Genomic DNA, 22,269 nt, shown 5'->3' on the forward strand with positions numbered 1-22,269 from the left:
AGTCAACGCCGCGTGGCGGTGAGCTGGAGCTCAAGGATCACGTCCGGGCTGACCATGACGGTGGTCAGGGCGTTCCAGTTCACCTGCCAGTGCATGCGATTGAGCGTCCGGGTCGCCTTGAACGTGACGTCTCCGTCCGCCTCGATCAGCTCGAACGGGACGGTGACCGGATGCGTGACACCCCGCATGGTCAGGTCTCCCGTGACGTCGAACGTGGTCGCGCCGGCCTGCTCGACCTTCGTCGACACGAAGGAGACAGTCGGGTACGTCGCGGCCACGAGGAAAGTCTTGCTGAGTTGGTCATCCCGCTGCTTGTTGCCGGTATCAACGGTGTCCGCCTGGATCGTGAGCCGAGCACTCGAGGCGCTCGGGTCGTCACCATCCAGGCGCACGACTCCCTCGAACCCGGCGAACCGCCCCCGCACCCTGGTCGCCATCCGATGCCGAGCAACGAACCCGATCCGCGTCCGCTCGGCATCGAGAACGTAGTCCCCGGTCAGCTCGCTGAGCTTCGTCGTCATTGTCATGCCAGTACGACGAGACACCCCCGCCGAGTGTCAGGCCTGTACCACAACAAGCGTCTGGCCGTCTGCGTGGTCCGGCGCTAGGCAGGCCAGCGCGGCGAGCGGCCGAGGTGGGCGACGATCTGGTCGAGGGGGTCGTCGCCCGACCAGGGGAGGTCCACAGTGAACGCGGCGCCGGGGACGAGGCGGACGTCGCCGGTGGGGACGATCTGGGCGACGGTCTGGGCGGCTGCCAGGACGTCAGGGGTGAACGTGACCCCAGTGCCCAGGGACTTGGCGACGTCCCAGCTGTGGACGACGTAGTCGATGAAGTGGAAGCTGACGGCCTGGTGGCCGGGGAACGACAGGCCGGGGCCGAACTCGGGGAGGGCGAACTGGCGCTCGGTGACGCCGTCTTCGGCGAAGGCGGTCAGGACGTGTTCGGCGGAGGTGATGTACGCCTTCACCGGGTCGTCGCCGAGGTCGCGGAGTTTCCAGAGCTCCGGGTCGCTCTCACCGCGGGACGCGGCCGCGAAACCGTAGTGCTGGGTGGCCATGTGGGCGAGCAGGCCATAGAGGGTCCAGGCGCGGCAGGGGGTCGGCTTGGCCAGGTCGGCGGAGGTGGCGCGGGATACGACGTCGATGCTGGTCCGCACCGCGGCGGCGTCCAGAGATACGTAGTCAACTGTAGGCATGAGCATATCGTATGCGCCAGCTTATGATCGCGCCAGTGTTATCTTCCGGCTATGCCGAGCGAGGACCCAGGCGAGCGTCCCGACCTCGCCGCGATGCTGGGTCCGTTGGTGCGGGCACTCATCGCGGCCGAGCTGCCGGTGCTCGCCGCGCACGAGGTCTCGATGTGGGGATATTCGGTGCTCACCGTGCTGGACGAGACTCCGGTGCGCACGCAGGCCGCGCTGGCCGAGGCGATCGGCGCCGACAAGTCGCGGATCATCGGCACCCTAGATGAGCTCCAGGACGCCGGCCTGATCGAGCGCACCCCGGATCCGGACGACCGCCGCGTCCGCCTGCTCTCGATCACCACCCAGGGCCGTCGCGTACGACGTTCCGTCCGCAAAGACATCCGCGCCCGCGAGGAGCGCCTCCTCGCCAAGCTTCCCCGAGCCGATCGCGAAGCGTTCCTCCGCGTGCTCCGCGCCCTACACGAGGCCCGCGACGCAACGCGCTGACGGACGACAGTGCCGGAAGGCGCCGCCGGAGGTGGTGGTGGAGCGCGGTGACGTCAGTCCTGCGATGGAGGGCTTTCACTCGCGGGAGTGATCCGTCCGGCGGGTGACGCCGCAGAGACTGGCGGCATGGCATCGATTGTGGGGGCACCGGTTCGAGTCGCACGCAGTTGGGTGTCGACGGCCGCACTCGTGTGGGCGGCGGCGTACGGCTGTCTGCGGGTGTGGTTCGCCACCGGGAATGCGCCGGTCTGGAAGCTTCCCGGGCGCGATCTCCTTGTTCCTGACTGGATTGCAGTCGCCGGGTGCCTCGTCAGTGCTGCGGGGGTGATCGCGCTCGGTCGACAGCCGCGCTCCCGAGCCCTGATCCGGTTGCTGTGGGTGCTTGCCGCCGGCTGGGTTGCCGCGGCTGCCTTCGCTCTGCTCGATCTGGTGGCCGGTCTGCTGCCCGGACTCGGGATTCCCTTCGATTTGCTGGGGATGCTCAGTAGGTTCACTGCGCTGGGAGGCGCCGCGCTGCTGGGGGCGACAGCGCTGGCCTACCAGCGAAGGCTCGACCCGACCTGCCTTCGCTGCACGGGTCGGCCGCGTCCCACCTCGATACCGACATGGCCAGCCTGGCTGGCCGTCGTCGGCTGCCTGACCCGGCTGGCCGCCCAGGCTGCGGTCGGATTCGGCAGTACGCCGTACGACGGCAACCTCTCGCGCATCATCTTCGAAAGCGGCTTCGTGCTGGCGGGCGTCGCGCTGCCCCTGCTGCTCGTGTATCGGCCTGGCCGGTTCTTCCCCCGTTGGATGCTGCTTCTCCCGGGATTCGGCCTGGGTGCAGGGATCACGGCGTACTTCGGTGTCGGGCTTCTCCAGATGATCGGCAACGTGATCCAGGGCAAGCCCGCGTACGACGATGTCGGTCTGCCGGAGGCCTTCTTCTGGGTCGCGGTCCCGGCCTACCTTCTCTGGGGCGTCGGCCTGACGCTGGCCGCCTACGGCTACCACCGCCGCACCCGCAAACCCTGCAAGGGCTGTGGATTGTGATTTGATCCGGTACAGAATGGTGGCGAGAACAGCAGCCAATTGAGCAGGAGCGCCGATGGCCGATGACCGGGCGGCCCTGCTGCGTGAGCTGCATGACGTCCATGGGCCGTCGCTGTGGCGGTTCGTCGTGCGGCTGACCGGTGACGACCGGCTGGCGGAGGACGTCGTACAAGAGACCCTGCTCCGGGCGTGGCGCCGGCCGCAGATCCTGACCGAGGACGAAGCGGGGGCCCGGGCCTGGCTGTTCACAGTGGCGCGCAATCTCGTCATCGACGACCGGCGCAGTGCCCGGGTCAGCCGCGAGGTGGCCAGCGACGACCTGCCGGAGAACCCGAGCGCCGACCATGCGAACGCCGTACTGGACGCCTGGCTGGTGGCCGAATCACTGGCCCAGCTGTCCGAGGAACATCGGCAGGTCATCGTTCGTGCGTACTACGGACGCCGGACGGTCACCGACATCGCCGAAGAGTTGGACATCCCGTCCGGCACCGTGAAGTCGCGGCTGCACTACGGGCTGCGGGCGTTGAAGCTCGCGCTGCAGGAGAAGGGGGTGACGAGTCAGTGAGTGATCCGTACCGGGACTGGGACGCGGCGTACCTGCTCGGCGCGTTGTCGGCGAAGGATCGGCGCGCGTACGAGGAGCATCTGCGGACGTGTGACGAGTGCTCGGCGGAGATGGCGTCGTTGGCCGGCGTACCCGGGACGCTGGCCGCGCTGCCGGACGACCGAGCGCTCGCGACCATCACCGCCGACCCTCCGAACCTGCTGCCCGGCCTGGTCCGCAACGTGCAGCGGGAACGGCGCCGGCAGCGGGTGCGGCTCGGCGCACTGATGGCCGGAGTCGCGCTGGTGGCTGCCGCGATCGGCGCGGTGATCGCGATCCCACTCACCCACGAGCAACCGCAGGGGGACTACGTCGTCCTCGCGCAGACCGTGTCCAGCAAGCTGTCCGCGGACGCGCGGCTGGTGCCGGAGCGCTGGGGTACGACGATCGAGATCAGCTGCCGGTACGACGACCTGGCGACGCCGAGCGAACGAGCCCGGGGATACGAGTTGTACGTCACAGACACGTCCGGCAAGTCACAGCTGATCGCGAGCTGGACGTCATCGCCTGGTACGACGGTGAAACCGGCCGCCACCACGAAGTTGCAGCGCAGCGAGATCCAGGCGCTGGACATCCGTAGTTCGGAATCTGGACGGGTCCTGCTCGCCGTGCATTTCTGATCACCGTCGGCATGATTGCCCGCGGCACAGAAGGGCACCTGACACTCAAGAGCGGCGGTCGCTCGAGAGGCCCCCGATCCAGGCCCCGGTGTTCAGGGACGTGCACCGGGGTCGCCGCTTGCCCCGGGAGCCGCTGTCCCGGGCGGCCGCCGTACCCAAAGAATTTCCGTCGATTCTGTAACACCCGGCCCGTCACCAGCGATACACCCTGTGTAACGCCACTGAGGATCCCGTCCCAGGTCAACCGCCCGAAGGGCCTGGGACGGGGTTCTCGTTCGACGCGAGGCGCCCCGGCAGCGTTACGCACGAAGGCCCCCGGTCGACCTACCCCGGGGGCCTTCGTGCGTTATCCCCTCCTCAGCTCAACGCACTCTTCCGGTGCGCTACGACGCTCGTTCGCTTGGGCCGTCCGACGCGGGCAGCGCGATCCGGTCCGCCGGCAGGCGTTCCGTCCGCTCCGTCCCGTCGTCGCCCTCGTACTGCACCAGACCGGTCCATCCCGTCTCCTCGTGCTCGCGGCCGATCAGCCAGCCGCGACGCCACTGACCGTCCGCATGGACGATCACATGGCTGGGCAACGGGAGGCGGGACACCAGATCGGTGCCGGGCTCGAACTCAGTCATGGCCGAAGGCTAGGTGGTTTCGGCGCTTCGCGCCTCTTGGAAGCGTGTTCCGTCACGCACTTCTCAGACTCTGGGCAGTAGTTCTCGTACGACGCCGACCGGCAGCCCCAATTCACGGACCGAGCCGGTTACTTTCAGCGCTCGCCCGCCGGGGATGTGGCTCACCCACCCGTGCTGCAAGGCATGTGCACACAAGGCCGCGCCGACCGCGCCGGCAATGTGCGGCCGCCGCTCGGTCACGTCGAGGCACGACCGCAGTACAGCCCGTCCGCGCCTCGGCCCGACCTCGATGCCGAGATCCGCCAACCAGGCCAGTCCCGCCGGTGTCAGAGCGATCCCTTCCGACCAGTCGAGCAGGCCGCGCTCGGTCATCGCATCCGCGAGCGCCACGCCGAGCTTGCCGGCCAGGTGGTCGTAGCAGGTCCGGGCTCGCGCGAACGCGTCTCGTTTGCTGACCGCGGACAGGCTGTTCGCAACCTCAGCACGCCGGGGTGCGAGCGCGGCGAGTCCCTCGATCAGCTCGGCCGTGTCCGGACCGGCGAGTTTCACGTAGCGATGCCGGCCCTGCCGAACTTCGGTCAGCAGCCCGCCCTCGACGAGCAGGTTGAGATGCTCGCTGATCGTCGGCCGCGACACCTGCGCCACTCGCGCCAGCTCGGTAGCCGTCCAGGCCCGCCCGTCGAGCAACGCCAAGCACACCGTCGCCCGCGTGCCATCAGCCAGCATGCGAGCCCAAGCAGCCAACTCCTGTCCCTCAGCCTGCATGCTCATCCACGTCCTCGCTTCGCTCCGGGCGCGGATGAGACACAAGGTGCGCTGTGTTTGATGATGAACTCGCTCCGCTCGTTCATGACCTCATCATGCCGCTCCGACAGTTCGGTCACCGCCGAAGCGACCGCCGCCTAGCGTCGGAATCATGACTCACCTGACGATCGAACCGTCCATCCTGTACGTCGGTACGCCGGTCGCACTGCTGTCCACCGTGAACGACGACGGCACGAGCAACCTCGCCCCGATGTCGTCCGCCTGGGCGCTCGGCGACGTCGTCGTACTCGGCGTGGGTGGATCCGGTCAGACCGCCCACAACCTGCAACTTCGGCCCGAGCTGGTCATCAACTACCCGTCGCCGGCGCAGTGGGAGGCGGTCGAGCGGATCGCCGGTCTCACCGGCCGCCATCCGGTGCCGGACGCCAAGAAGGCCCGGTTCCGCTTCGAGCGGGAGAAGTTCAAGGCGGCCGGGCTGACTCCGGTGGCGTCCGAGCGGGTCGGGCCGCCGCGCGTTGCCGAGTGTCCACTGCAGTTCGAGGCCACCGCGGTCCAGGTCGAATTCGATGCCGGAGGCACCTTCTTGATCATCCAGGCGAAGGTACTGCGGGTGCACGCCGACGACCGGATCGTCGTACCGGGCACGTCGTACGTCGATCCGGACGCGTGGTCGCCGTTGATCTACAACTTCCGGCACTACTTCGGTCTCGGCTCGGAGCTCGGCGAATCCTTCCGGACCGAGACGCCTAGGCGCAGTCGGTCCTGAGCTGGGTAGCGGTCGATCTGTGGGGAAACAAATGTGCACCCGGTGACAGTTTTGTTCCCCGCCGGCCCGGCCGGCGCACCTAGAGCAGCCGGAGGTAGGCGTCCAGGTCCAGGTCTTCGAGCTGCCACATGACGCCTACCTCAACACTTCGAGCTCACTTGAGGTCAAGCTCGGTGAACAACGTCAGCTGGATGCCGCCGGGGGTTTCCAGGCGGGCGTTCAGCGAGTTCCACGGGGTGCGGGTCGGCTCGGCGATCACCGAGGCGCCGGCGGCGGCCAGCTTGCGCGTCGCCTCCGCGGAGTCGTCGACCTCGAAGGCGACGCGGTACTTGCCGGCCACCCGGCGGCCGACCTCGACCGCGTCGATGAAGTCGGCCTGGCCCGGGTCGGCGATCTCGAGCGTGGCCCGTTCGACCTCGAGGATCGTCACCCGTCCGTTCTCCGATGAGTACGACGCCCGCTCCGGCAGCCCGAGCACGTCCCGGTAGAACGCCACCGCCTCGTCGTAGTCGTCCGCTGTCACGACCAACCGCAGTTCCTTGACCGTCATGGCTTCAGTATCGGGCCCTGATAGGGCTACCACCCCTGGGCCAGGGCAGTGGTCCGCGGTGCCGGGGTGAGCTGGTAGCCGGTGTTCGCCGAGAACTCGGCCGACAGGGCGAACCGGTCCCCGCGGACCACGGTGTGGCGCCACTCGACCGGGCGGTTCTGCGTGGTGCCCTGGCGAATGATGGAGAAGACGGCAGCGTTGGCCGGGCAGTGCAGCAACACCCGCTCGGCCGGTGTCGGGTTGATGGCGCGGATGTCCTCGCGGCCGTGGTCGAGGCTGAGACCGGTCCGGACGGACAGCTCGTTGTAGAGGCTGGTGTGGGTGAAGTCGGCGTCGAGTAGGGGTTCCGCGAGTGATGCGGGGAGCCAGACCCGGTCCAAGGCCAGCGGTTCGTTACCGGCGTACCGGAGACGCTCGAGGTACAGCAGTGGGCTCGACGCCTCCAGGTCGAGCCGGGCTGCGATGACGCCGTCGGCTCTGATGTCGAGCGCCCGTACGACGCTGTGCTGTGACAGACCGGATGCCTCGACGGACGAGAACAGGCTGTAGAGCGCGCCCATCGGCTGCCGGATCTCCGGCGCGGCCGCGACTCGGGGCTGGCGGCCGCGTTCGGCCACGATCAGACCGTCCGAGCGCAGTTGGCTGAGTGCCTGCCGGACCGTGTGCCGGCTCACCTCGTAGTCCTCGACCAGCGCAAGCTCACCGGGGAAGGCCGCGTCGAACTCCCCGGACCGCAGCCGCCGGACCAGATCCTGCTGCAACTGCTTCCAGAGCGGCTGGCCGCCGGAGCGGTCGAGCCTGCGCACGGTCATCTCGGGGCGTCCTCCCAGTGGGCTTGCCAAATGTCCGGTCATCTCCTAGCTTAAATGTGCGTACATTTCTGCGAAAGGAGCCGGCTCGATGGTGCAGGTCGAGGTTAGGCCACCCGTCACCCCGGTCGCTGCTCTTCACCACCCGCGCCTGCACGCTGTCTGGTCCGGAGTGACCCAGCGCGCCCTCGGTCTGCTCGTCGTGCTGGCCCTCGCCGCGATCGCGCTCCCGCTCGGTCGACTCGTTCCGGTCGTCGGCGGGCCCGTGTTCGGGATCGTGCTCGGGGTGCTGGGCGGCTTGCTGATCCCGGCGCTGCGTGCCGAGCGGTGCCGGCCGGGCTACGACTTCGCCTCGAGGAACCTGCTCCAACTGTCGATCGTCATCCTCGGCACGGGCCTGTCTCTTCAGCAGGTGGCTCGCGTCGGCGCTTCATCGCTGCCGGTGATGCTCGGCACGCTGGCGATCGCGCTCGGCGGCGCCTGGCTCTTCGGCCGGCTGCTCGGCGTCCGCGGTGATACGCAGACGTTGATCGGAGTCGGTACGGCGATCTGCGGTGGATCCGCGATCGCGGCGGCAACAGCCGCGATCGGAGCGAAACGCTCGTCCGTCGCCTACGCACTCGCGACGATCTTCACCTTCAACGCGGTCGCCGTACTCACGTTCCCGCCGCTCGGCCACCTGTTCGGGCTCAGTCCGGAAGCCTTCGGATTGTGGGCCGGTACGGCGATCAACGACACATCATCCGTGGTCGCGGCCGGGTACGCCTACAGCCAGAGCGCCGGCGACCAGGCCCTCGTCGTCAAGCTGACGCGCTCGTTGACGCTGGTGCCAATCGTTTTGGTGCTGGTCTTCCTCAAGTCGCGCCGCGAGTCCCGGGTGGCCGGCGCCAAGACGAAGCTGCCCTGGCGCAAGCTGGTCCCGCTGTTCCTGATCGGCTTCATCGCGGCCGCGGGTCTCCGAAGTGCAGGCGCCGTACCCGAGACCTGGTTGCCGACGCTGAGCCTGATCGGCACCTTCCTGATCACGTCCGCGCTGGTCGCGATCGGCCTGTCACTCCGGCCGAAGGAACTGCGCGACGCAGGACTCAGGCCGCTCCTGCTCGGAGCGATCCTCTGGGTCCTGGTCGCGGTCGGCAGCCTCGGACTTCAGTCTCTCTCGTAGGCGGCCTGGCGGACCTGGATCTTCTGGATCCGCGGTACGTCGAGCTTGCTGCTGCGGTCGAAGCGGTAGATGCCGTTCTCTTCCTGGAACACATCGGTCAGCTGCGTGTAGCAGTAGCCGAACATCAGCGGGTTGTCGAGCAACGCGTCGACCAGGCCGGCGAAGCGGGTGTAGAACTCCTCCTCGTCCGCGACCCGCTGTCCGTAGCCCCAGGAGTCCTCGCTGCGCCCGCTCTTGCCCGCAGCCGCCGCCTCCGCGTTCCACCAGATGCCGCCGAACTCGCTGCAGAAGTACGGCTGGCCGGCGTACGGCTGGGAGATCGGTCGCCCGTCGTGCCCGCCGACGTTCCCGTACGGCTTGTCGTCGACCAGGTCGGCCATCTGCTTCGCGAACTCGGTCGGGTCCTGCTCGTAGTTGTGCGAGTCCCACACATCGGTTTCCGGCACGCGGTGCGAGTAGCCGGACGCGTCCAGCACCGGCCGGGTCGTGTCGGCGGCCTTCGTGGCGAGGAACATCGCGCGGGTGACGTCGTCCAGCTGGGTGATCCGGTCATGCAGAAGTTGGTGTGTCTCGTTCAGCGGGCACCACCCGATGATCGACGGGTGGCTGTAGTCGCGCTCGACCGCTTCCAGCCACTGCGCGACGTACGATGCCGTCGGCTGCTGATTGTCGTTGCCTGTGTCACCGACTCCCGAGCCCCAGTCGCCGAACTCGCCCCAGACCAGGTACCCGAGCCGGTCCGCGTGGTACAGGAACCGCTCCTCGAACACCTTCTGGTGCAGTCGCGCGCCGTTGAACCCGGCCGCGATGCTCAACTCGATGTCGCGGACCAGCGCCTCGTCGGACGGCGCCGTCATCAGGCTCTCCGGCCAGTACCCCTGGTCCAGTACGAGCCGCTGGAACACGTGCCTGCCGTTGATCAGGATCGCCTTGCCGTTGATCGACACCGAGCGCAGTCCGGCGTAGCTGTCCGCGGTGTCCACAACGTTGCCGTTGGCATCGATCAGCTCGAGGAGAACGTCGTACAGATGCGGGTCGGTCGTGTCCCAGTGGCGGACCCGGTCGGCCGGGATCTGCAGCGTGAGCCGGGGCGCGAGGTCGAGGTCGGCGCGGACCTCCGCCCGCGTGACCTCGCCGTCGCTGTCCTTCAGCGTCGCGCGGATCTTCCAGTCCGGCTTGTTCGCCGACACCGGTACTTCGAGGTGGAAGCTGGAGCCGGCCACGTCCGGGGTGATCCGGGGGCGGCCCAGGTGCACGGCCGGGACGGCCTCGAGCCAGACGGTCTGCCAGATGCCGGTGGTCCGGGTGTAGAGGCAGCTGTGGTTGAAGTAGAGCTGACTTTGCTTGCCACGCGCCTGCGGGCCCTTGTGGGTGTCGCGGGCGCGGACCACGATCGTGGCCTCCTCGCCCGGCTGGGCGACCTTGCTCAGGTTGGCGCTGAACGGCGTGAAGCCGCCGCGGTGCCGGACCACCTCGACGCCGTTCACCCACACGGTCGCGTCGTGGTCGACCGCTTGGAAGTGGAGTACGGCGTCCTTGCCGGACCACTCGGCCGGGATCGTCACGGTCGTCCGGTACCAAACGGCTTCGAGGAAGTCGACGTTCTCGATCCCTGACAGCTGCGTCTCCGGCGCGAACGGGACGGTGATCCGCTGTGCCAGGTCGCGCTCGCGCACCCCGCGCTCCAGCCCGGAGTCGGACCGGTCGACCTCGAACTGCCACTCACCGTTCAGATTCACCCACTCCGCCCGAACGAACTGCGGACGCGGATACTCGGCACGAGGCTGGCTCATTCGTACTCCCGGGAAGCTGAAGTGCAGCGGTCGACAAGCACAGTACAACGTTGGAAAAACCCCGGCAACGCCTCGCGCACCAACTGCTGTCGCCCCCTCGCACCCGGCTCCGCTCGCCACCGCTCGCCCGACCCACCCTTGCTTTCCACGCGCCGCCGCGCGCTCAACCACGTGGTGGAGCTACGTGGTCGTGCTGAACAGGGCGGCGTTGAGGAAGTCGGCTCCGAAGGTGCCTTCGCGGTCGGAGTGGACAGGTCGGACTTCGAGGGGATCGAGGGGCGCGAAGATGGTTCGCAGGTCTTCGAGCGAGAAGGCCATGCCGCCGCCGGTGTCGCCGGTCGTCACGACCTCGAGATCGGTGGGGGTCTGCACGCGGCCGGCGGCGAACGTGACGATCCCGAAGCGTCCTCCGTCGCGCACGGCCGGCACCACCCGTGCGAGGTACGTGATCCGCCGGTGCGGGGCCAGGTGGTGGAAGCACCCGGAGTCGTAGACGAGATCGAACTGCCCGGCCGGCAGCGGGTCGCGCAAGATGTCCGACGCCGTGAGATTCACTGAGGCGGGCATCGTCGGCCGGACGCTGTCCAGCAACGGCGCGGCCAGGTCGATGCCCTCGACCGTCGCGCCCTGCTCGGCGAACCACCTGCTGTTCCGACCGGATCCGCAGCCGATGTCGAGTACGCGGGCGCCGGCCAGGTCGAGCAGGCCGCGCTCATGCCAGTCGACCAACGGCTCGTCCGGCAGTTGCGTGGCCAATGGGTGACCCGGCCTGCTCAACAGCTCGGTCCAGAACTCAGCGGCCGATGCCTGGGATCGATCACCGCGGGCGCTCGTCGCCACGACCGCGTCGATGGTGTCGAGCAACTGCTCGACCGTATGAATGCGTACGTCGTCGCTCACCAACGAATTCTACCGGAAAACAAGGTGATCGGTGGCGGATCGATCGGTTAAGGTCTTCGCGATGATGCGTTTCTGAAGGTGCGCGCAAGACGCCGGGTGATGAGCCTGGCGTGCTTCGCGTGCGCCGCGATCTCGGCCATCTGTCGATCGCGACCTTCAGAGGATCATCGTGTCCGGAACCTCCGATCGCCTCGTCCTGCGCACGCTGGACGGGGCGGTAGACCTGCTCCTGCAGGACCTTCGATCACTACCTTCTCTTCACTCGATCCGTCAGACGTCTGCCATCACCGTGGAGTGTGCGGTGGCCGGGAGCCTCGACGAGCTCACGGCCTGTCCGCTCTACTCGACCGCCGCAATCGTCTTGCCGGCCAGCACAAACGGCTTGTTGCGAGGACTCGAGCAATCGGCGGAGTACGGCGTACTCGCGACCCTCGGCCCGCGGATCGGTTTCCGGGTCGGCGTTGATCATCACGAGGATCGGCGCGAGCTGATCGTCGCCGTCGAGCAGAGTCTCGGCTGGGTGAATCGGCCCGGTGACTGGGACGTCAACCTCACGCGGACGGCCGATGGCTGGGTCGCCCAGGTCGGGCCGCTGTCCTGGATGCGACGGTTCGGGCGGCTGGAACGGTTGCCGTGGTCAACCACTCCGCTCGTCGCCGAAGTCCTTGTCCGGTTGGCGAAAGTCCAGAAGGATCACCGAGTCCTCGATCCGTTCTGTGGGACGGGCACGATCCTCCTCGCCGTACGCCGTCGTGAGCCGACTGGCTGGATTGTCGGCGCCGATCACGACCCGAGGGCGATCGCGATCGCCAAGCGCAACACCGGACGTTCGGCCCACCTGACCCAGGGCAAGGCGGAAGCCCTCCCACTGCCGCCCGGCAGCGTGGATCGGATCGTCACGAACCTTCCGTTCGGCAAACAGGTGGGCAGCCACCGCGCCAACCGGATGCTCTACCCGGCCGTCCTGTCCGAGATCGATCGGGTACTGGCGATCGATGGAAGAGCCGTCCTCCTCACCGAGGACAAACGCCTGCTGCGCGAGTCGATCGACCGTCAGAAGGCGCTCAAGGTCATCCGCCAACGCCTGCTCAAGTACAACGGTGCCACCCCGACCGCCTACGTCCTCACCCGCACCCGCCGAGCCTTGAGATGACCAGAACTTTCGGCTGACACCCACTTCGAAGGCTCGCTCGTGATGATCGTGTCACAGGCCTAGGAGGCTCGCGCCGTTGTCCCGGCAGACTGCGCGTAGCCAGGCATCGCCTAGGTCGAGGGATTCCAGAGCGGAGAGTTGGACGGCGTACGGGTAGGGGATGTTGGGGAAGTCGGAGCCCAGGACGATGCGGTCCTGGAGGTCGGCGAGGCGCGGGATCAGGTCGCGGGGGAAGGGCATCAGGGCTTCGGTGAAGGGAGTCAACGCCATCGTCGTGTCCAGGTGGACGTTGGGGTACGACGTGAGGGCCAGGTGCTCGGCGTATTCGGGCATGCCCAGGTGGGCGATGACTGCGGTCAGCTGAGGGTGCTTGCGTAGTACGTCGCCGAAGGGGCCCGGGCCCGTGTGCCGGCCGCGGATCGGGCCGGAGCCGCAGTGCACCACCACTGGCACGCCGGCCTCCGCCAGCTGACCCCACACGTCATCGAGCTCGTCGGTCCGCGGATCGTAGTCACCCACCTGGAGGTGGACCTTGAAGATCCGGGTGCCCAGCTCCAAAGCCTCGCGCACGTACGCAGCCGCGCCCGGCTCCGGGTAGAACGTCCCGCTGGGCACACAGCCGGGCGTCGACGCGGCGAAGTCCCGCGCCCAGGTGTTGAGCCACGCGGCCATGTCGGGCTTGTGCGGATACACCAGCGCCGGGAACGCGCGAATCCCCAACGTCTGAAGGGTTTTCAGCCGCTCCTCGACCGACGTGCGGTAGTTGATCGGCCACGCGGTCCCATAATGTTCCTCGGCCTGGTCGAAGTACGCCCAGACCGCGTTCATCACCTGGTCCGGCAGGAAGTGCACATGCACATCCACCAGCCCGTCCAGTCCCAACCGCCGCCACCAGCCCGGAACGTCCTCGTCGCGCACTGGCCCAGCCTAGACGCGCGGTGCGGTTGCGCGAAGATCACCTAACGACCCATAGTGGACTTTGGGCGTTAGAAAGGAGAGGCGGAGCCATGGAGTATCGGCCAGAGTTGATCGGCGGACATCTCGCGCTCGATCTGGTCAACACCGTGGCATGGCGGTTGGACGATCGGCGCCGGATCGACCGGATCGCGGATCCGGTCGGCCTCCGGAGGTGGTTGACGGCCACGGGCCATGATCCGGCCGGGGAAGATCCAGGTGACCTGCGCCGCGCGCTGGTGCGATGCCGTGAGACTGCTTATGCCGTCCTGCGTCCCCTTACGGCCGGCGACGAGCCTCGCGCCGCCGATCTCGCCGTACTGCGGGAGGTGGCCGAGGACGCCGTACGCAACGCCACCCTGGTCAGCGCACGGCCGTTGACCTGGCGCGCCGGGACCGTCGCCGGGCAGGTGCGGTTGGCCGTCTGGCGGTTCTTCGAGGAGGAGGACCTGCACCGGTTGCGGCAGTGCGCCGACAACGATTGCGGCTGGTTGTTCCTGGACCGCAGCAAGAACGGTTCGCGGCGGTGGTGCAGTTCGGCGGACTGCGGCAATCGGGCCCGGGCGCGCAGGCATTACCAGCGTCACTCCGGAGCGCCGGCATGATCGCGATCGACCGGACCGCCTTCGCCGCTGGAGTCCGGCTCGGCCTCGGGCCGGCCGGTGCGGGGTTCGTCCTGGCGCTCAGCTTCGGCGCCGAAGCCGAGGCTCGGGGCTGGGGACTCGGGCTGCCTGTCCTGTTCTCGGCGCTGGCATTCTCCGGATCCGCCCAGTTCACGTTGCTGACGGCATTGTCCGGAGGGACTGTGGCGGCCGCCATCGCCTCGGCTGCCCTGATCAACGGGCGCTATCTCGTCATGAGCGTCGCCCTGAACGACAGCCTGCACGGCAGCCGGCTGTCCCGGGCCCTCCAAGCCCAGGCCCTCGTGGACGCCTCGTTCGTCCTCGCTCACCGCGACGATGGACGGTACGACGTGTCCCGCTTGATCGGCGTCAGCCTGCCGCAATGGATCGCCTGGGTGCTCGGGACCGCGGTCGGCGCACTGACCGCTCCGTCGTCTGAGCTGATGCACCGGCTCGGGCTGGACGTCGTGTTCCCGGCGTTCTTCCTGGTGCTCGCGCTGGACGAACTGAGGCGGTCTCGTCGAGCGTTCGCCGCGTCGCTGCTGGGTGCCGGTATCGCCGCGGCCTTGTTGCTGGTGACCGATCCGGGCTACGCCCTGCTCGGCGCCACGGCCGCCGCACTGATCGGCCTGATTCCGGAGCACGCCTCCGAGCCGGCCAAGCTCACTGAGGAGGCGTCGTGAGGCTCTGGCTGGCCGCCCTGGCCGTGACCGTCGTCAACTGGCTCATGAAGGCCGGTGGCCCGCTGTCGATCGGCGAACGCAGGCTGCCGCCGGCGGCGATCCGGGTGGTAGGTCTGATAGCTCCCGTGCTGCTGGCGGGTCTCATCGTGACAGAACTCGGCGGCAAGCGACTGGACTGGACACAACTCGCCGGAGTCGGTGCCGCCGGCATCCTTTCTGTCCTGAGACTTCCGCTGTTGCCGGCGGTCGCCGCGGGCATCGCCCTGGCCGCCGGGCTGCGGCTGCTGCTCGGCTGACCAGGTCGAGAAAGTCAGGAGTCTGCGAGCCAGGAGAGTAGGCGGCCCTGGGACCAGGAGCGGCCCAGGGACTCGGCGTGGAGGGTTGAGTGGTCGAAGACGGCCAGGCCGAGGATGCTGTGGCCGGAGGCGGGGCGGTCGCCGAAGGTTGGGATCGCCGGCGCGACGCCGACCCCCTCCACGGACACCCACGCCACCGGCCGGTTGGTGGCCGCTTCGTCGAGGCGGTGCAGGAAGCGCAGACGGCTCTCGAGCGAGAATTTCGACAGCGTCCACGTCGTGGTGACGACAGGCAGGGCGTCCGCGGGCACGCTTGCGAAGGCGTCAGGCAGCACCTCGACGGCGTCACCTCGCATCAGCAGCGGAGGCGCACTCGCCGCCAACGCCAACTCCACCTCGAGTCTTGCGAGGCGCTCTGCCTGATCTGGCCACACGCAGGCGCGCAACCATCGGGACTCCTCCGCGTCGGTCACGTCGACCGGATCGAGGTCGACGCCGACGCGGGCGACGACCTCTGGCAGCTTGCGCGCCGGAACTGGCCGGTCGCGCACGATCGAAGCCGACAGCTGCACGGGAGAAGACGGATCGCCCAGCGATTGTCCGTTGCTGTACGCGATGCCAACCCGATCGACGGTGAGATTGAACCCAGCCGAACAGCCCACATCGATCAGCCCGACCGCGTTCGCGCCGACCCGTCGCGCCGCCTCGGCGATGGCCGGGTACAGCACGGCGCCGCGCCCGGTCTCATTGGTCCACGGCTTCCGGCGTACGGCGATGGCCACGACCGAGTCGGTCATGCGCAGCAATGTGTCGATCGCCGCGCCGGCGGCAGCGTCGCTGTCCGCGGCGGCGTAGGCCGCGCTGAGCGCCGGGGCGCGTCCGGCGAGGGCGAGGTCGTGCAGTGCGGCGAGTATCACCGTGGGGTGCCGCTTGCGCGCCGGCGCCGCCTCGATGGCGCGCAGTGCCTCCTCGGACTCGCTCAGGGCCAGGGCGACGCGCTCGTACAGCGGCGATGTGCCGGCGGCGTCGACCTCACCAAAGTGCCGATACACCTGAGCGAGTGTGCGGACCCTTCCCACGGATGGCGATTCTAGGTCAGCGCTGACGGAACGGGTCGTCGGCGGGGAGCCAGATGCCTGGCTCGGTCAGGTCGATCGCCACGTCGTCGGTCAGCGCCGACAGAGCGGCTCGTACGGCGGCCCGCGGCTCGTCGCGGCGGGACACGAGCGCCCAAGTCCAGACCGGCACCGGATCGGCCACCGGCCGACGGACCATATCCCGGGGCAGCGGCGTCGCGTCTCGCTTGGGCGAACTCACGACCGGTCGGCGCAGACGCCGTACGTGATCGAAGAACGCCGGCCCGGTGATCCCGTGATCGTCGATCCGGACCAGCTCGGCGCCGGTCGCCCGGGCGAACTCCACCGCGTAGATGTTCCACGACGCCCACGTCGCGGTGTCGGTGTCCAGCAGGACCGCTGTGTCCTTCGCGCGTACGGCGGACTCGTCCGGACCCAACGACACGGCGGACAACCGGTCCGCGCCGATCAGCCGGCCGTCGAGATCCTGCTCGGCCAGATCGGTGGCTCGGACCCAGCAGATGGCCAGGTCGATGCTGCCATCGGCGACCCGGCCCGCCTGTGTGTGCGAGGGCATCACCCACGCATCGACCCGCAGCTGCGCGACCCCAGAGGTGCGCTCGGCCAGATCGGCCGGACGCCAACTGACGTATCCGAGCCGCACCGGCTCACTCGCCGCGAAGCCGGCCGCCGTACGACGCAACGCGTCGGCCTGCTCGAGCATGGCGCGCGTCTGCGGGAGCAGCGTCTCACCGATGGCCGTCAGGGTCACAGTACGGCGGTCGCGCTCGAACAACCGGACACCGAGGTCGCGCTCCAGCGATTTGATCTGCTGCGAGAGCGATGGCCCGGCGATGTGCAGCCGGGCGGCGGCGCGACCGAAGTTCAGCTCCTCCGCCACGGCCACGAAGTACCGCAACTGCCGCAGTTCCACCCACTGATCGTAGTAGGCCGGGCCTCCCAGCTGAGAGAAAACCGGTCGTGGAAAACCTCACATGGTTCGACAACTATCGAAGTACAAACCTTCGAGAAAGTGAGAACCATGAGTTCCCAGAAAGTCGCCGTCGTGACCGGTGCGTCCCAGGGCATCGGCGCGGCCCTCGTCGCGGCGTACCGCAAGCTCGGCTATGCCGTCGTCGCCAACTCCCGCACGATCGCACCGTCCGACGACCCGCTGGTGCTGACCGTGCCGGGCGATGTCGCCGAGCCCGGCCTGGGCGCGCGAATCATCGAGGCCGGGCTGCACGAGTTCGGCCGGATCGACACGCTGGTCAACAACGCCGGCGTCTTCCTCGCCAAGCCGTTCACCGAGTACACGGCCGCCGACTACGACCTGGTCCTCGGGGTCAACCTGCGTGGGTTCTTCGAGCTCAGCCAAAGCGCCGCCGAGGCGATGCTGGAGCAGGGCGGCGGTCACATCGTCAACATCACGACCACCCTGGCCGATCACGCCCTCAGCACCGTGCCGTCCGCGTTGGCATCGCTGACCAAGGGCGGGCTGAATGCAGTCACGAAGTCGCTCGCCACCGAGTACGCCTCCCGGGGCATCCGGGTCAACGCCGTTGCCCCCGGTGTCGTCCGTACGCCGATGCACCCGGCCGAGACGCATGAGTTCCTGGCCGCTCTGCACCCGGTCGGCCGGCTCGGTGAGATCGACGACATCGTCGACGCCGTCATCTACCTGGAGGGCGCCGCCTTCGTGACCGGCGAGATCCTGCACGTGGACGGCGGCCAGTTGGCCGGTCACTGACGGCCGCTTCCCTCGTTCGCCCCCAACCCGACTCAGGAGAACTCTCATGACCGAACTCGACATCCTGCACACCGTCCTCGACGAGTGGAAGACCGGCGTCGACGCCCACGAGCCGAAGCGGGTGGCGTCGACCTTCACCGACGACGCGATCTTCCAGGGCCTGCACCCGTACGGCGTAGGCCCGGACGACGTGGCCGAGTACTACGACTCACAGCCGCTCGGGATGAGCGCGTCGTACCGGATCGTCGAGCACCGGCGGCTGGCCGACGACCTGATCCTCGGGTACGCCGCGGTCGACTTCTCGTTCACCGACCGGCCGACGTTGCCGCTCTACCTGAGCGTGATCCTGCGCCAGGTGGGTGACTCCTGGCTGATCGCGCACTATCAGGTCTCGCGGCTCCCCGAGGCCTGATCGGACAGCCACAGGTTGGTGAGCCCCTTGAAATGGGACAGGAACTCCTCCTGCTCGTGGACGGGATAGGTGCCTGCGACGGTCTTCCGGAGCAGGCGGTCGAAGTCGGCGCCGGCGACCCACTCGCGGACGCGGGCGTCGAAGTCGGGCAGGTGCTCGGCGCACCACTCGTGGTACTTCGCGGTCTCGAAGTGCTCGTCGGCGAGGGCCAGATAGGCGTCGAGCTTGGCGTCGTAGTCGAGCGACTCGTCGTCCGCGATCGCGAAGTACCGCCCGGTGTGCAGGTCGATCCTGCTGCGCCGGCCGGTCGCGAGTGAGAAGACCGACCACTTCACCAGCGCGCTGATCGCCCACGGGAAGTAGTAGTGCAGCGAGGTCACCGCGACATCCGGGCAGGCGTTGGCGTAGTCGATCGGGTAGACGTCGTCACCCTTGACCAGCATCTCGCAGGAGTTGAACTCCCAGCCGAAGAACGCGTTCACGATCCGGCTGATCGCCACCGCCTGGTGCCCGGCGGACGGGCTGAGGAAGTCGTGCGAGACGGCGTACCGGTTGTGCATCGGCTCATCCGGGCGGAAGTCCATCACCATCGTCTCGGCGCCGATCGACAGCGCCCGGGCGAACTTGTCGTACTCGACGGTCGCCTGCAGGTGCATCAGCATCTCGCCGGACTCGTCGTACGCCGTGTGCAGGTCGTCCTGGTTGTTGATCCGGGACACGCCCCGCCAGCCGCCGCCGTCGAACGGCTTCATGTACAGCGGGTACCCGAGGTCGGCGGCGATCGCGTCCAGGTCGAACGACTTGTTGTACTTCGCCGACGTGTAGGCCCAGCGGACGTTGTCGAGCGGGTTCTTGTACGGCACCAGCACGGTCCGCGGGATCTTCAGCCCGAGCCGGAGCATCGCGCAGTACGCCGAGTGCTTCTCCATCGACTGGAACGTGAACGGCGAGTTCAGCAGGTACGTGCCGTTCATCAGCGCGGCCTTCTTCAGCCACTCGCGCGGGTGGTAGTACCAGTACGCGAGCCGGTCGATCACCAGCCCGACCCGGACCGGGTCGTTCAGGTCGAACGGCTCGATGGTCAGCCGCCGGGACCCGAACTCGTGCTCGTGCCCGTCGAGACTGACCGGCCCGACCCGCTGCAGCAGCGCCTCGAACGCCTGCGGCCAGTCCTCCTCGGCTCCAAGCAACAACCCGATCAAATGCCGCGAGCGATCAGCCACAGTCATCCTCCGTACGTCGGCGTGCTTCGAGGGTAGGGACGTTCCGCCCGCCCGTCGACCGCACCGGCCCCAGCGACGCGCTACGCCCGCTTGAGCTCGAGCACGGGAATGGTGCGGACCCCGGCAGTCCGGCGTTCGTACTCGGCGAATCCTGGATAGCGTCGCGCTTGTTCGGCGTAGATGCGGTCCCGCTCGGCGCCGGTCAACTCGCGGACGCTCACCTGGTAGGTCTCGGTTCCGCGTTCGACGGTGCCGTCGCCGGCGGCCGTCAGGTTGCGGTACCAGTCCGGGTTGGTCGGTGCCCCGCGCTTGGTGGCGAAGACGTAGATCGTGTCCGGCTCGGTCTCGTCCGGGAGGTACATCGTCGGGGTGACATACTCCCGGCCGCTCGTGCGACCGCGGGTATGCAGCAGGGTCATCGGAGCGCCCTCGAAGTTCCCGCCGACCCTGCCCTCGTTCGCCCGGAACTCCTCGACGGTCTTCGTGTTCCAGTCGCTCATGGCGAATCTCCTTCTCCTAGCAGAACCGCGGCAGGTGATGGGCGATCTGCCGGCGCCACCAGGGCCAGTCGTGCGCCACGTCGTACCCCCAGAGATCGAAGTCGTGGGGGATGCCCTTCGCCTCCAGTACGGCGGCGGTCGCGCGAGCCGACGGCAGCGAGCCGGTGGGGTTGGTCTCCCAGTCGCCCTGACCGACCGTGAGCACGATGAAGATCCGCTCGCGCAGCCATTGCAGGTGGTCGCCCTCGAGGTTGGGCAGGTAGTCGGCCGGGTTGTTGAAGTACGTCGCCTCGCCGCGCTCACCCCACGCGTACCAGCTGGCCGCGTCGTAGTTGCCGGACTGGCAGATCGCGATCGGGAACAGATCCGCCCGCTTGAACGCGAAGTTGAGCGCGTGGAAGGCGCCGAGGCTACAGCCGGTGGTGATGATGTCACTCACGCCCGGGGAGTCCGAGCCGATCGTCGGGACCACCCGATCGACGATCCACGACTCGTACAGCCCGTGCCGGCGGGCGCGGTCCTCGAGCTGGATGCTCCGGTCCGACCAGCTGACGTGGTCGAAGGAGTCCACGCAGTACAGCTTCACCCGGCCGGCCTCGATCAGGTCCGCGACCGCGTCGACCATGCCGTTGTTCTCGTAGTCCCAGGCCCGGCCCTGTTCGCTCGGGAAGACCAGCACCGGGCGGCCGAAATGCCCGTAGCGGATCACCGTCCCGCGGCGGTCAAGCCCCGGTGCCTCCAACTCGACCTGCTCCCGCTCCATCAGCCCCACCCCAGGTCTGTCGCAGTAGATCCGTGAGATCAGGATCCAGCACATCACGCCAGGCTGTGAAGTTGTGCATGTCCGGCGTTTCGCCGAACGCCACGGTGAGCCCGAGATCGGCCAGCTTCGCCGCCATCACCCGGTTGTTGTGCACGTTCTCCTCGGTTGTCCCGGCGGTCATCCCGACCAGCGGCGTACTCGGCGCCGTGGTTGCCGTCAGCACCTGCTTCACGAAACCGGTGACCCGGGCGTAGAACTCGAACTTCGACTCCTGCGGGTCCGTCTCCGGTGTGAAGAACGATCCGGACTGCAGGAACAGCCCGTCGAAGGTGCCGGGATAGTGCCATTCCGCGTGCAGCGCCGCGAGCGCTCCCAGGCTCGCGCCCATCATCACCGGCTTCCGGCTCCGGTACTGCGCCTGGACGGCAGGGAGCACGTGCTGCGTCAGGGCCTCGGCGTACTGCGGGTTGGCGGCGTACCAGAGATTGCGGGCGGTGGGGTGCATCAGGACGAGCCGGAAAGGCGACAGCCTTCCAGAGGCGACCATCGCGCCGGCGTAGTGGGTCAGACCGGCGTACGCGGCGAACTCGGGACCGTCGTGGGCGAGCAGGAGGGGGAGCTCGAAGGTCGGCGCGATGCCTTCCGGTGCCCAGACCTGCGCGTCGACCGGCCCGAGCGGGGACTCCACGGTGAGCGGGGTCAGCGTCGACGCGATCGACTCAGCCGTGATCCAGGCGGGCTCGGCGTACCCGGGGAGCGGCAGCCAGGAGTGCTCGCCGAAGGCGCCGCCGACAAGCCGTGAGTTGGTCGGATCGGTCCGCATCCCGAGGTCGGCGATGTCGAACAGGTACTCCATCCGGTGCACGGACGGCCGCGGCAGGCGCAGCTCCCACCCGTAGTCGACCGGCTTGAACTCGAGTAGTTCGGCCGCGAGTCCCAGCTCCTGCCAGAGCCGGACGCTGGTAAAGGCATGCGAAGGGTCGCCGAGGCGGAACACCACCTCGGCCCCTTCGACCGCACTCAGCACAGCAGGCATCCGACCAAGGTACAACCGGAATCACTGACAACAGGTGTCAGTGATAGCGGTCTATCGTTGGATCGTGGTCGATCTCACGGACATCAGGGCAGTCACGGCGGACCTGCCGCGTAGCTACGAGGCGCTGGTGCGCGACCGGATCAAGTTCCGCGTCGGGCAGATCGTGTACCTGGCGGTCGCACCGGACGAGAAGACGATCGGGATCGGGTTCCCGCGGGAGGAGCGAGCCGCGGCGTTGGCCGCCGAGCCGGACAAGTTCCTGCCACCGCGGCCCTCGGACGAACGGTTCCGGTGGATCGAGGTGCGGCTGGCCGCGCTCGAGTTCGACGAACTCCGCGAGCTGATCCTGGACGCCTGGGCGATGTGCGTCCCGAAGAAGGTCCGGCGCGAGTACTTCGGCGAGTCGTAAGTCTGGGCCCAGGGCAACCATCTCATCCCCTGGTAGTAGGACAGAACCATTCTGATGGCCGATGGGCGGCGGCG

The 22,269-nt window shown here is 68.2% G+C and carries 28 protein-coding genes; 13 read left to right on the top strand and 15 right to left on the bottom strand.

From position 1 onward, the window contains the following. Positions 1–2: 2 nt before the first annotated feature. Positions 3–521, bottom strand: a complete 519-nt coding sequence (locus OG558_RS15785; protein WP_405070938.1) for a YceI family protein — start codon at positions 519–521, stop codon at positions 3–5. An 83-nt stretch (positions 522–604) separates the two neighbouring features. After that, positions 605–1,198 (bottom strand): TIGR03086 family metal-binding protein, encoded by a 594-nt coding sequence (locus OG558_RS15790; protein ID WP_405070939.1) that lies wholly within the window; start codon positions 1,196–1,198, stop codon positions 605–607. Positions 1,199–1,249: 51 nt separating this feature from the next. Between OG558_RS15790 and OG558_RS15795 the strand changes: the two genes are divergently transcribed. The 4 genes from OG558_RS15795 (at position 1,250) to OG558_RS15810 (ending at position 3,949) form a co-directional block, all read left to right on the top strand. After that, positions 1,250–1,693 (top strand): MarR family winged helix-turn-helix transcriptional regulator, encoded by a 444-nt coding sequence (locus OG558_RS15795; RefSeq protein ID WP_405070940.1) that lies wholly within the window; start codon positions 1,250–1,252, stop codon positions 1,691–1,693. Positions 1,694–1,819: 126 nt separating this feature from the next. Beyond that, positions 1,820–2,725, top strand: coding sequence for a hypothetical protein (locus tag OG558_RS15800; RefSeq protein ID WP_405070941.1), 906 nt, complete (start codon positions 1,820–1,822; stop codon positions 2,723–2,725). A gap of 55 nt (positions 2,726–2,780) precedes the next feature. Further along, positions 2,781–3,290, top strand: a complete 510-nt coding sequence (locus OG558_RS15805; RefSeq protein ID WP_405070942.1) for a sigma-70 family RNA polymerase sigma factor — start codon at positions 2,781–2,783, stop codon at positions 3,288–3,290. Continuing rightward, complete coding sequence (locus tag OG558_RS15810) at positions 3,287–3,949, top strand: anti-sigma factor family protein (protein ID WP_405070943.1); 663 nt, start codon at positions 3,287–3,289, stop codon at positions 3,947–3,949. Before OG558_RS15805 ends, OG558_RS15810 begins: the two co-directional genes overlap by 4 nt. Before the next feature lie 383 nt (positions 3,950–4,332). On the opposite strand, the gene OG558_RS15815 is transcribed toward OG558_RS15810, so the two are convergent. Together OG558_RS15815 and OG558_RS15820 are read right to left on the bottom strand one after the other, a co-directional pair. Then, positions 4,333–4,572 carry a hypothetical protein gene (locus OG558_RS15815; RefSeq protein ID WP_329483934.1) on the bottom strand — a complete coding sequence of 80 codons (240 nt, stop codon included), beginning with the start codon at positions 4,570–4,572 and terminating at the stop codon, positions 4,333–4,335. A 63-nt stretch (positions 4,573–4,635) separates the two neighbouring features. Continuing rightward, a complete protein-coding gene (locus OG558_RS15820; RefSeq protein WP_405070944.1) occupies positions 4,636–5,343 on the bottom strand; it encodes an ArsR/SmtB family transcription factor in 708 nt (235 codons plus the stop codon). 145 nt (positions 5,344–5,488) lie between these two features. Between OG558_RS15820 and OG558_RS15825 the strand changes: the two genes are divergently transcribed. Further along, positions 5,489–6,103 carry a flavin reductase family protein gene (locus tag OG558_RS15825; protein ID WP_329483936.1) on the top strand — a complete coding sequence of 205 codons (615 nt, stop codon included), beginning with the start codon at positions 5,489–5,491 and terminating at the stop codon, positions 6,101–6,103. A 154-nt stretch (positions 6,104–6,257) separates the two neighbouring features. On the opposite strand, the gene OG558_RS15830 is transcribed toward OG558_RS15825, so the two are convergent. Beyond that, positions 6,258–6,653: a VOC family protein gene (locus OG558_RS15830; RefSeq protein WP_405070945.1), complete on the bottom strand. Its 396-nt coding sequence runs from the start codon at positions 6,651–6,653 to the stop codon at positions 6,258–6,260. 26 nt (positions 6,654–6,679) lie between these two features. Beyond that, complete coding sequence (locus OG558_RS15835; protein ID WP_405070946.1) at positions 6,680–7,465, bottom strand: GntR family transcriptional regulator; 786 nt, start codon at positions 7,463–7,465, stop codon at positions 6,680–6,682. 88 nt (positions 7,466–7,553) lie between these two features. On the opposite strand from OG558_RS15835, the gene OG558_RS15840 reads away from it, so the two are divergent. Then, positions 7,554–8,624 carry a YeiH family protein gene (locus tag OG558_RS15840; protein WP_405070947.1) on the top strand — a complete coding sequence of 357 codons (1,071 nt, stop codon included), beginning with the start codon at positions 7,554–7,556 and terminating at the stop codon, positions 8,622–8,624. Here OG558_RS15840 and OG558_RS15845 read toward each other — a convergent pair. After that, positions 8,609–10,417 (bottom strand): glycoside hydrolase family 2 protein, encoded by a 1,809-nt coding sequence (locus OG558_RS15845; protein ID WP_405070948.1) that lies wholly within the window; start codon positions 10,415–10,417, stop codon positions 8,609–8,611. The genes OG558_RS15840 and OG558_RS15845 overlap by 16 nt on opposite strands. Before the next feature lie 180 nt (positions 10,418–10,597). After that, complete coding sequence (locus tag OG558_RS15850) at positions 10,598–11,317, bottom strand: class I SAM-dependent methyltransferase (RefSeq protein ID WP_405070949.1); 720 nt, start codon at positions 11,315–11,317, stop codon at positions 10,598–10,600. A 169-nt stretch (positions 11,318–11,486) separates the two neighbouring features. Between OG558_RS15850 and OG558_RS15855 the strand changes: the two genes are divergently transcribed. Beyond that, on the top strand, positions 11,487–12,470 hold the full coding sequence (locus OG558_RS15855; protein WP_405070950.1) for a TRM11 family SAM-dependent methyltransferase: 984 nt from the start codon (positions 11,487–11,489) through the stop codon (positions 12,468–12,470). A gap of 51 nt (positions 12,471–12,521) precedes the next feature. Here the strand turns inward: OG558_RS15855 and OG558_RS15860 are convergent, their stop codons facing one another. Next, positions 12,522–13,388, bottom strand: a complete 867-nt coding sequence (locus OG558_RS15860; protein ID WP_405070951.1) for an amidohydrolase family protein — start codon at positions 13,386–13,388, stop codon at positions 12,522–12,524. A gap of 89 nt (positions 13,389–13,477) precedes the next feature. On the opposite strand from OG558_RS15860, the gene OG558_RS15865 reads away from it, so the two are divergent. Genes OG558_RS15865 through OG558_RS15875 form a run of 3 tightly spaced genes read left to right on the top strand, consistent with a single transcriptional unit; the run spans position 13,478 to position 15,026 of the window. Then, entirely contained in the window at positions 13,478–14,029 is a 552-nt protein-coding gene (locus OG558_RS15865) for a CGNR zinc finger domain-containing protein (RefSeq protein WP_405070952.1), read from the top strand. Next, on the top strand, positions 14,026–14,730 hold the full coding sequence (locus OG558_RS15870) for an AzlC family ABC transporter permease (protein ID WP_329483945.1): 705 nt from the start codon (positions 14,026–14,028) through the stop codon (positions 14,728–14,730). Before OG558_RS15865 ends, OG558_RS15870 begins: the two co-directional genes overlap by 4 nt. After that, the gene (locus OG558_RS15875) at positions 14,727–15,026 is read left to right on the top strand and encodes an AzlD domain-containing protein (RefSeq protein ID WP_329483946.1); all 300 of its coding nucleotides are present in this window, start codon (positions 14,727–14,729) and stop codon (positions 15,024–15,026) included. Before OG558_RS15870 ends, OG558_RS15875 begins: the two co-directional genes overlap by 4 nt. A 14-nt stretch (positions 15,027–15,040) precedes the next feature. Here OG558_RS15875 and OG558_RS15880 read toward each other — a convergent pair whose 3' ends face one another. Together OG558_RS15880 and OG558_RS15885 are read right to left on the bottom strand one after the other, a co-directional pair. Beyond that, on the bottom strand, positions 15,041–16,078 hold the full coding sequence (locus OG558_RS15880) for a DUF2332 domain-containing protein (protein ID WP_405070953.1): 1,038 nt from the start codon (positions 16,076–16,078) through the stop codon (positions 15,041–15,043). Between the two features lie 43 nt (positions 16,079–16,121). After that, positions 16,122–17,036 carry a LysR family transcriptional regulator gene (locus OG558_RS15885; RefSeq protein WP_405070954.1) on the bottom strand — a complete coding sequence of 305 codons (915 nt, stop codon included), beginning with the start codon at positions 17,034–17,036 and terminating at the stop codon, positions 16,122–16,124. 108 nt (positions 17,037–17,144) lie between these two features. Here OG558_RS15885 and OG558_RS15890 point away from each other — a divergent pair, with 108 nt between their 5' ends. Both OG558_RS15890 and OG558_RS15895 read left to right on the top strand, forming a co-directional pair. Beyond that, the gene (locus OG558_RS15890) at positions 17,145–17,852 is read left to right on the top strand and encodes an SDR family NAD(P)-dependent oxidoreductase (protein ID WP_405070955.1); all 708 of its coding nucleotides are present in this window, start codon (positions 17,145–17,147) and stop codon (positions 17,850–17,852) included. Between the two features lie 46 nt (positions 17,853–17,898). Then, positions 17,899–18,264, top strand: coding sequence for a YybH family protein (locus OG558_RS15895; protein ID WP_405070956.1), 366 nt, complete (start codon positions 17,899–17,901; stop codon positions 18,262–18,264). Here OG558_RS15895 and OG558_RS15900 read toward each other — a convergent pair. The 4 genes from OG558_RS15900 to OG558_RS15915 all read right to left on the bottom strand — a co-directional run bounded on the left by OG558_RS15900 (position 18,237) and on the right by OG558_RS15915 (position 21,786). Continuing rightward, on the bottom strand, positions 18,237–19,487 hold the full coding sequence (locus OG558_RS15900) for a RimK family alpha-L-glutamate ligase (protein WP_405070957.1): 1,251 nt from the start codon (positions 19,485–19,487) through the stop codon (positions 18,237–18,239). The two genes, OG558_RS15895 and OG558_RS15900, sit on opposite strands and share 28 nt — an antisense overlap. An 80-nt stretch (positions 19,488–19,567) precedes the next feature. Continuing rightward, entirely contained in the window at positions 19,568–19,987 is a 420-nt protein-coding gene (locus tag OG558_RS15905; RefSeq protein WP_405070958.1) for a nitroreductase family deazaflavin-dependent oxidoreductase, read from the bottom strand. Between the two features lie 16 nt (positions 19,988–20,003). Continuing rightward, the gene (locus tag OG558_RS15910; protein ID WP_405070959.1) at positions 20,004–20,750 is read right to left on the bottom strand and encodes an esterase family protein; all 747 of its coding nucleotides are present in this window, start codon (positions 20,748–20,750) and stop codon (positions 20,004–20,006) included. Continuing rightward, the gene (locus OG558_RS15915) at positions 20,710–21,786 is read right to left on the bottom strand and encodes an alpha/beta hydrolase (protein WP_405070960.1); all 1,077 of its coding nucleotides are present in this window, start codon (positions 21,784–21,786) and stop codon (positions 20,710–20,712) included. The genes OG558_RS15910 and OG558_RS15915 overlap by 41 nt, the downstream gene beginning before the upstream one ends. A 64-nt stretch (positions 21,787–21,850) precedes the next feature. Here OG558_RS15915 and OG558_RS15920 point away from each other — a divergent pair, with 64 nt between their 5' ends. Beyond that, positions 21,851–22,195 carry an MmcQ/YjbR family DNA-binding protein gene (locus OG558_RS15920; RefSeq protein ID WP_405070961.1) on the top strand — a complete coding sequence of 115 codons (345 nt, stop codon included), beginning with the start codon at positions 21,851–21,853 and terminating at the stop codon, positions 22,193–22,195. Positions 22,196–22,269: the final 74 nt, after the last annotated feature.

This window comes from Kribbella sp. NBC_01510, from assembly GCF_045040325.1.
Taxonomy (GTDB): Bacteria; Actinomycetota; Actinomycetes; order Propionibacteriales; family Kribbellaceae; genus Kribbella.

Coding starts and splice junctions, on each gene's coding strand:
- OG558_RS15815 (WP_329483934.1), bottom strand. CDS start 4,572: ATGACTGAGTTCGAGCCCGGCACCGATCTGGTGTCCCGCCTCCCGTTG.
- OG558_RS15895 (WP_405070956.1), top strand. CDS start 17,899: ATGACCGAACTCGACATCCTGCACACCGTCCTCGACGAGTGGAAGACC.
- OG558_RS15785 (WP_405070938.1), bottom strand. CDS start 521: ATGACGACGAAGCTCAGCGAGCTGACCGGGGACTACGTTCTCGATGCC.
- OG558_RS15820 (WP_405070944.1), bottom strand. CDS start 5,343: ATGAGCATGCAGGCTGAGGGACAGGAGTTGGCTGCTTGGGCTCGCATG.
- OG558_RS15830 (WP_405070945.1), bottom strand. CDS start 6,653: ATGACGGTCAAGGAACTGCGGTTGGTCGTGACAGCGGACGACTACGAC.
- OG558_RS15835 (WP_405070946.1), bottom strand. CDS start 7,465: ATGACCGTGCGCAGGCTCGACCGCTCCGGCGGCCAGCCGCTCTGGAAG.
- OG558_RS15800 (WP_405070941.1), top strand. CDS start 1,820: ATGGCATCGATTGTGGGGGCACCGGTTCGAGTCGCACGCAGTTGGGTG.
- OG558_RS15795 (WP_405070940.1), top strand. CDS start 1,250: ATGCCGAGCGAGGACCCAGGCGAGCGTCCCGACCTCGCCGCGATGCTG.
- OG558_RS15915 (WP_405070960.1), bottom strand. CDS start 21,786: ATGCCTGCTGTGCTGAGTGCGGTCGAAGGGGCCGAGGTGGTGTTCCGC.
- OG558_RS15865 (WP_405070952.1), top strand. CDS start 13,478: ATGGAGTATCGGCCAGAGTTGATCGGCGGACATCTCGCGCTCGATCTG.
- OG558_RS15890 (WP_405070955.1), top strand. CDS start 17,145: ATGAGTTCCCAGAAAGTCGCCGTCGTGACCGGTGCGTCCCAGGGCATC.
- OG558_RS15825 (WP_329483936.1), top strand. CDS start 5,489: ATGACTCACCTGACGATCGAACCGTCCATCCTGTACGTCGGTACGCCG.
- OG558_RS15840 (WP_405070947.1), top strand. CDS start 7,554: ATGGTGCAGGTCGAGGTTAGGCCACCCGTCACCCCGGTCGCTGCTCTT.
- OG558_RS15910 (WP_405070959.1), bottom strand. CDS start 20,750: ATGGAGCGGGAGCAGGTCGAGTTGGAGGCACCGGGGCTTGACCGCCGC.
- OG558_RS15805 (WP_405070942.1), top strand. CDS start 2,781: ATGGCCGATGACCGGGCGGCCCTGCTGCGTGAGCTGCATGACGTCCAT.
- OG558_RS15790 (WP_405070939.1), bottom strand. CDS start 1,198: ATGCCTACAGTTGACTACGTATCTCTGGACGCCGCCGCGGTGCGGACC.
- OG558_RS15845 (WP_405070948.1), bottom strand. CDS start 10,417: ATGAGCCAGCCTCGTGCCGAGTATCCGCGTCCGCAGTTCGTTCGGGCG.
- OG558_RS15870 (WP_329483945.1), top strand. CDS start 14,026: ATGATCGCGATCGACCGGACCGCCTTCGCCGCTGGAGTCCGGCTCGGC.
- OG558_RS15905 (WP_405070958.1), bottom strand. CDS start 19,987: ATGAGCGACTGGAACACGAAGACCGTCGAGGAGTTCCGGGCGAACGAG.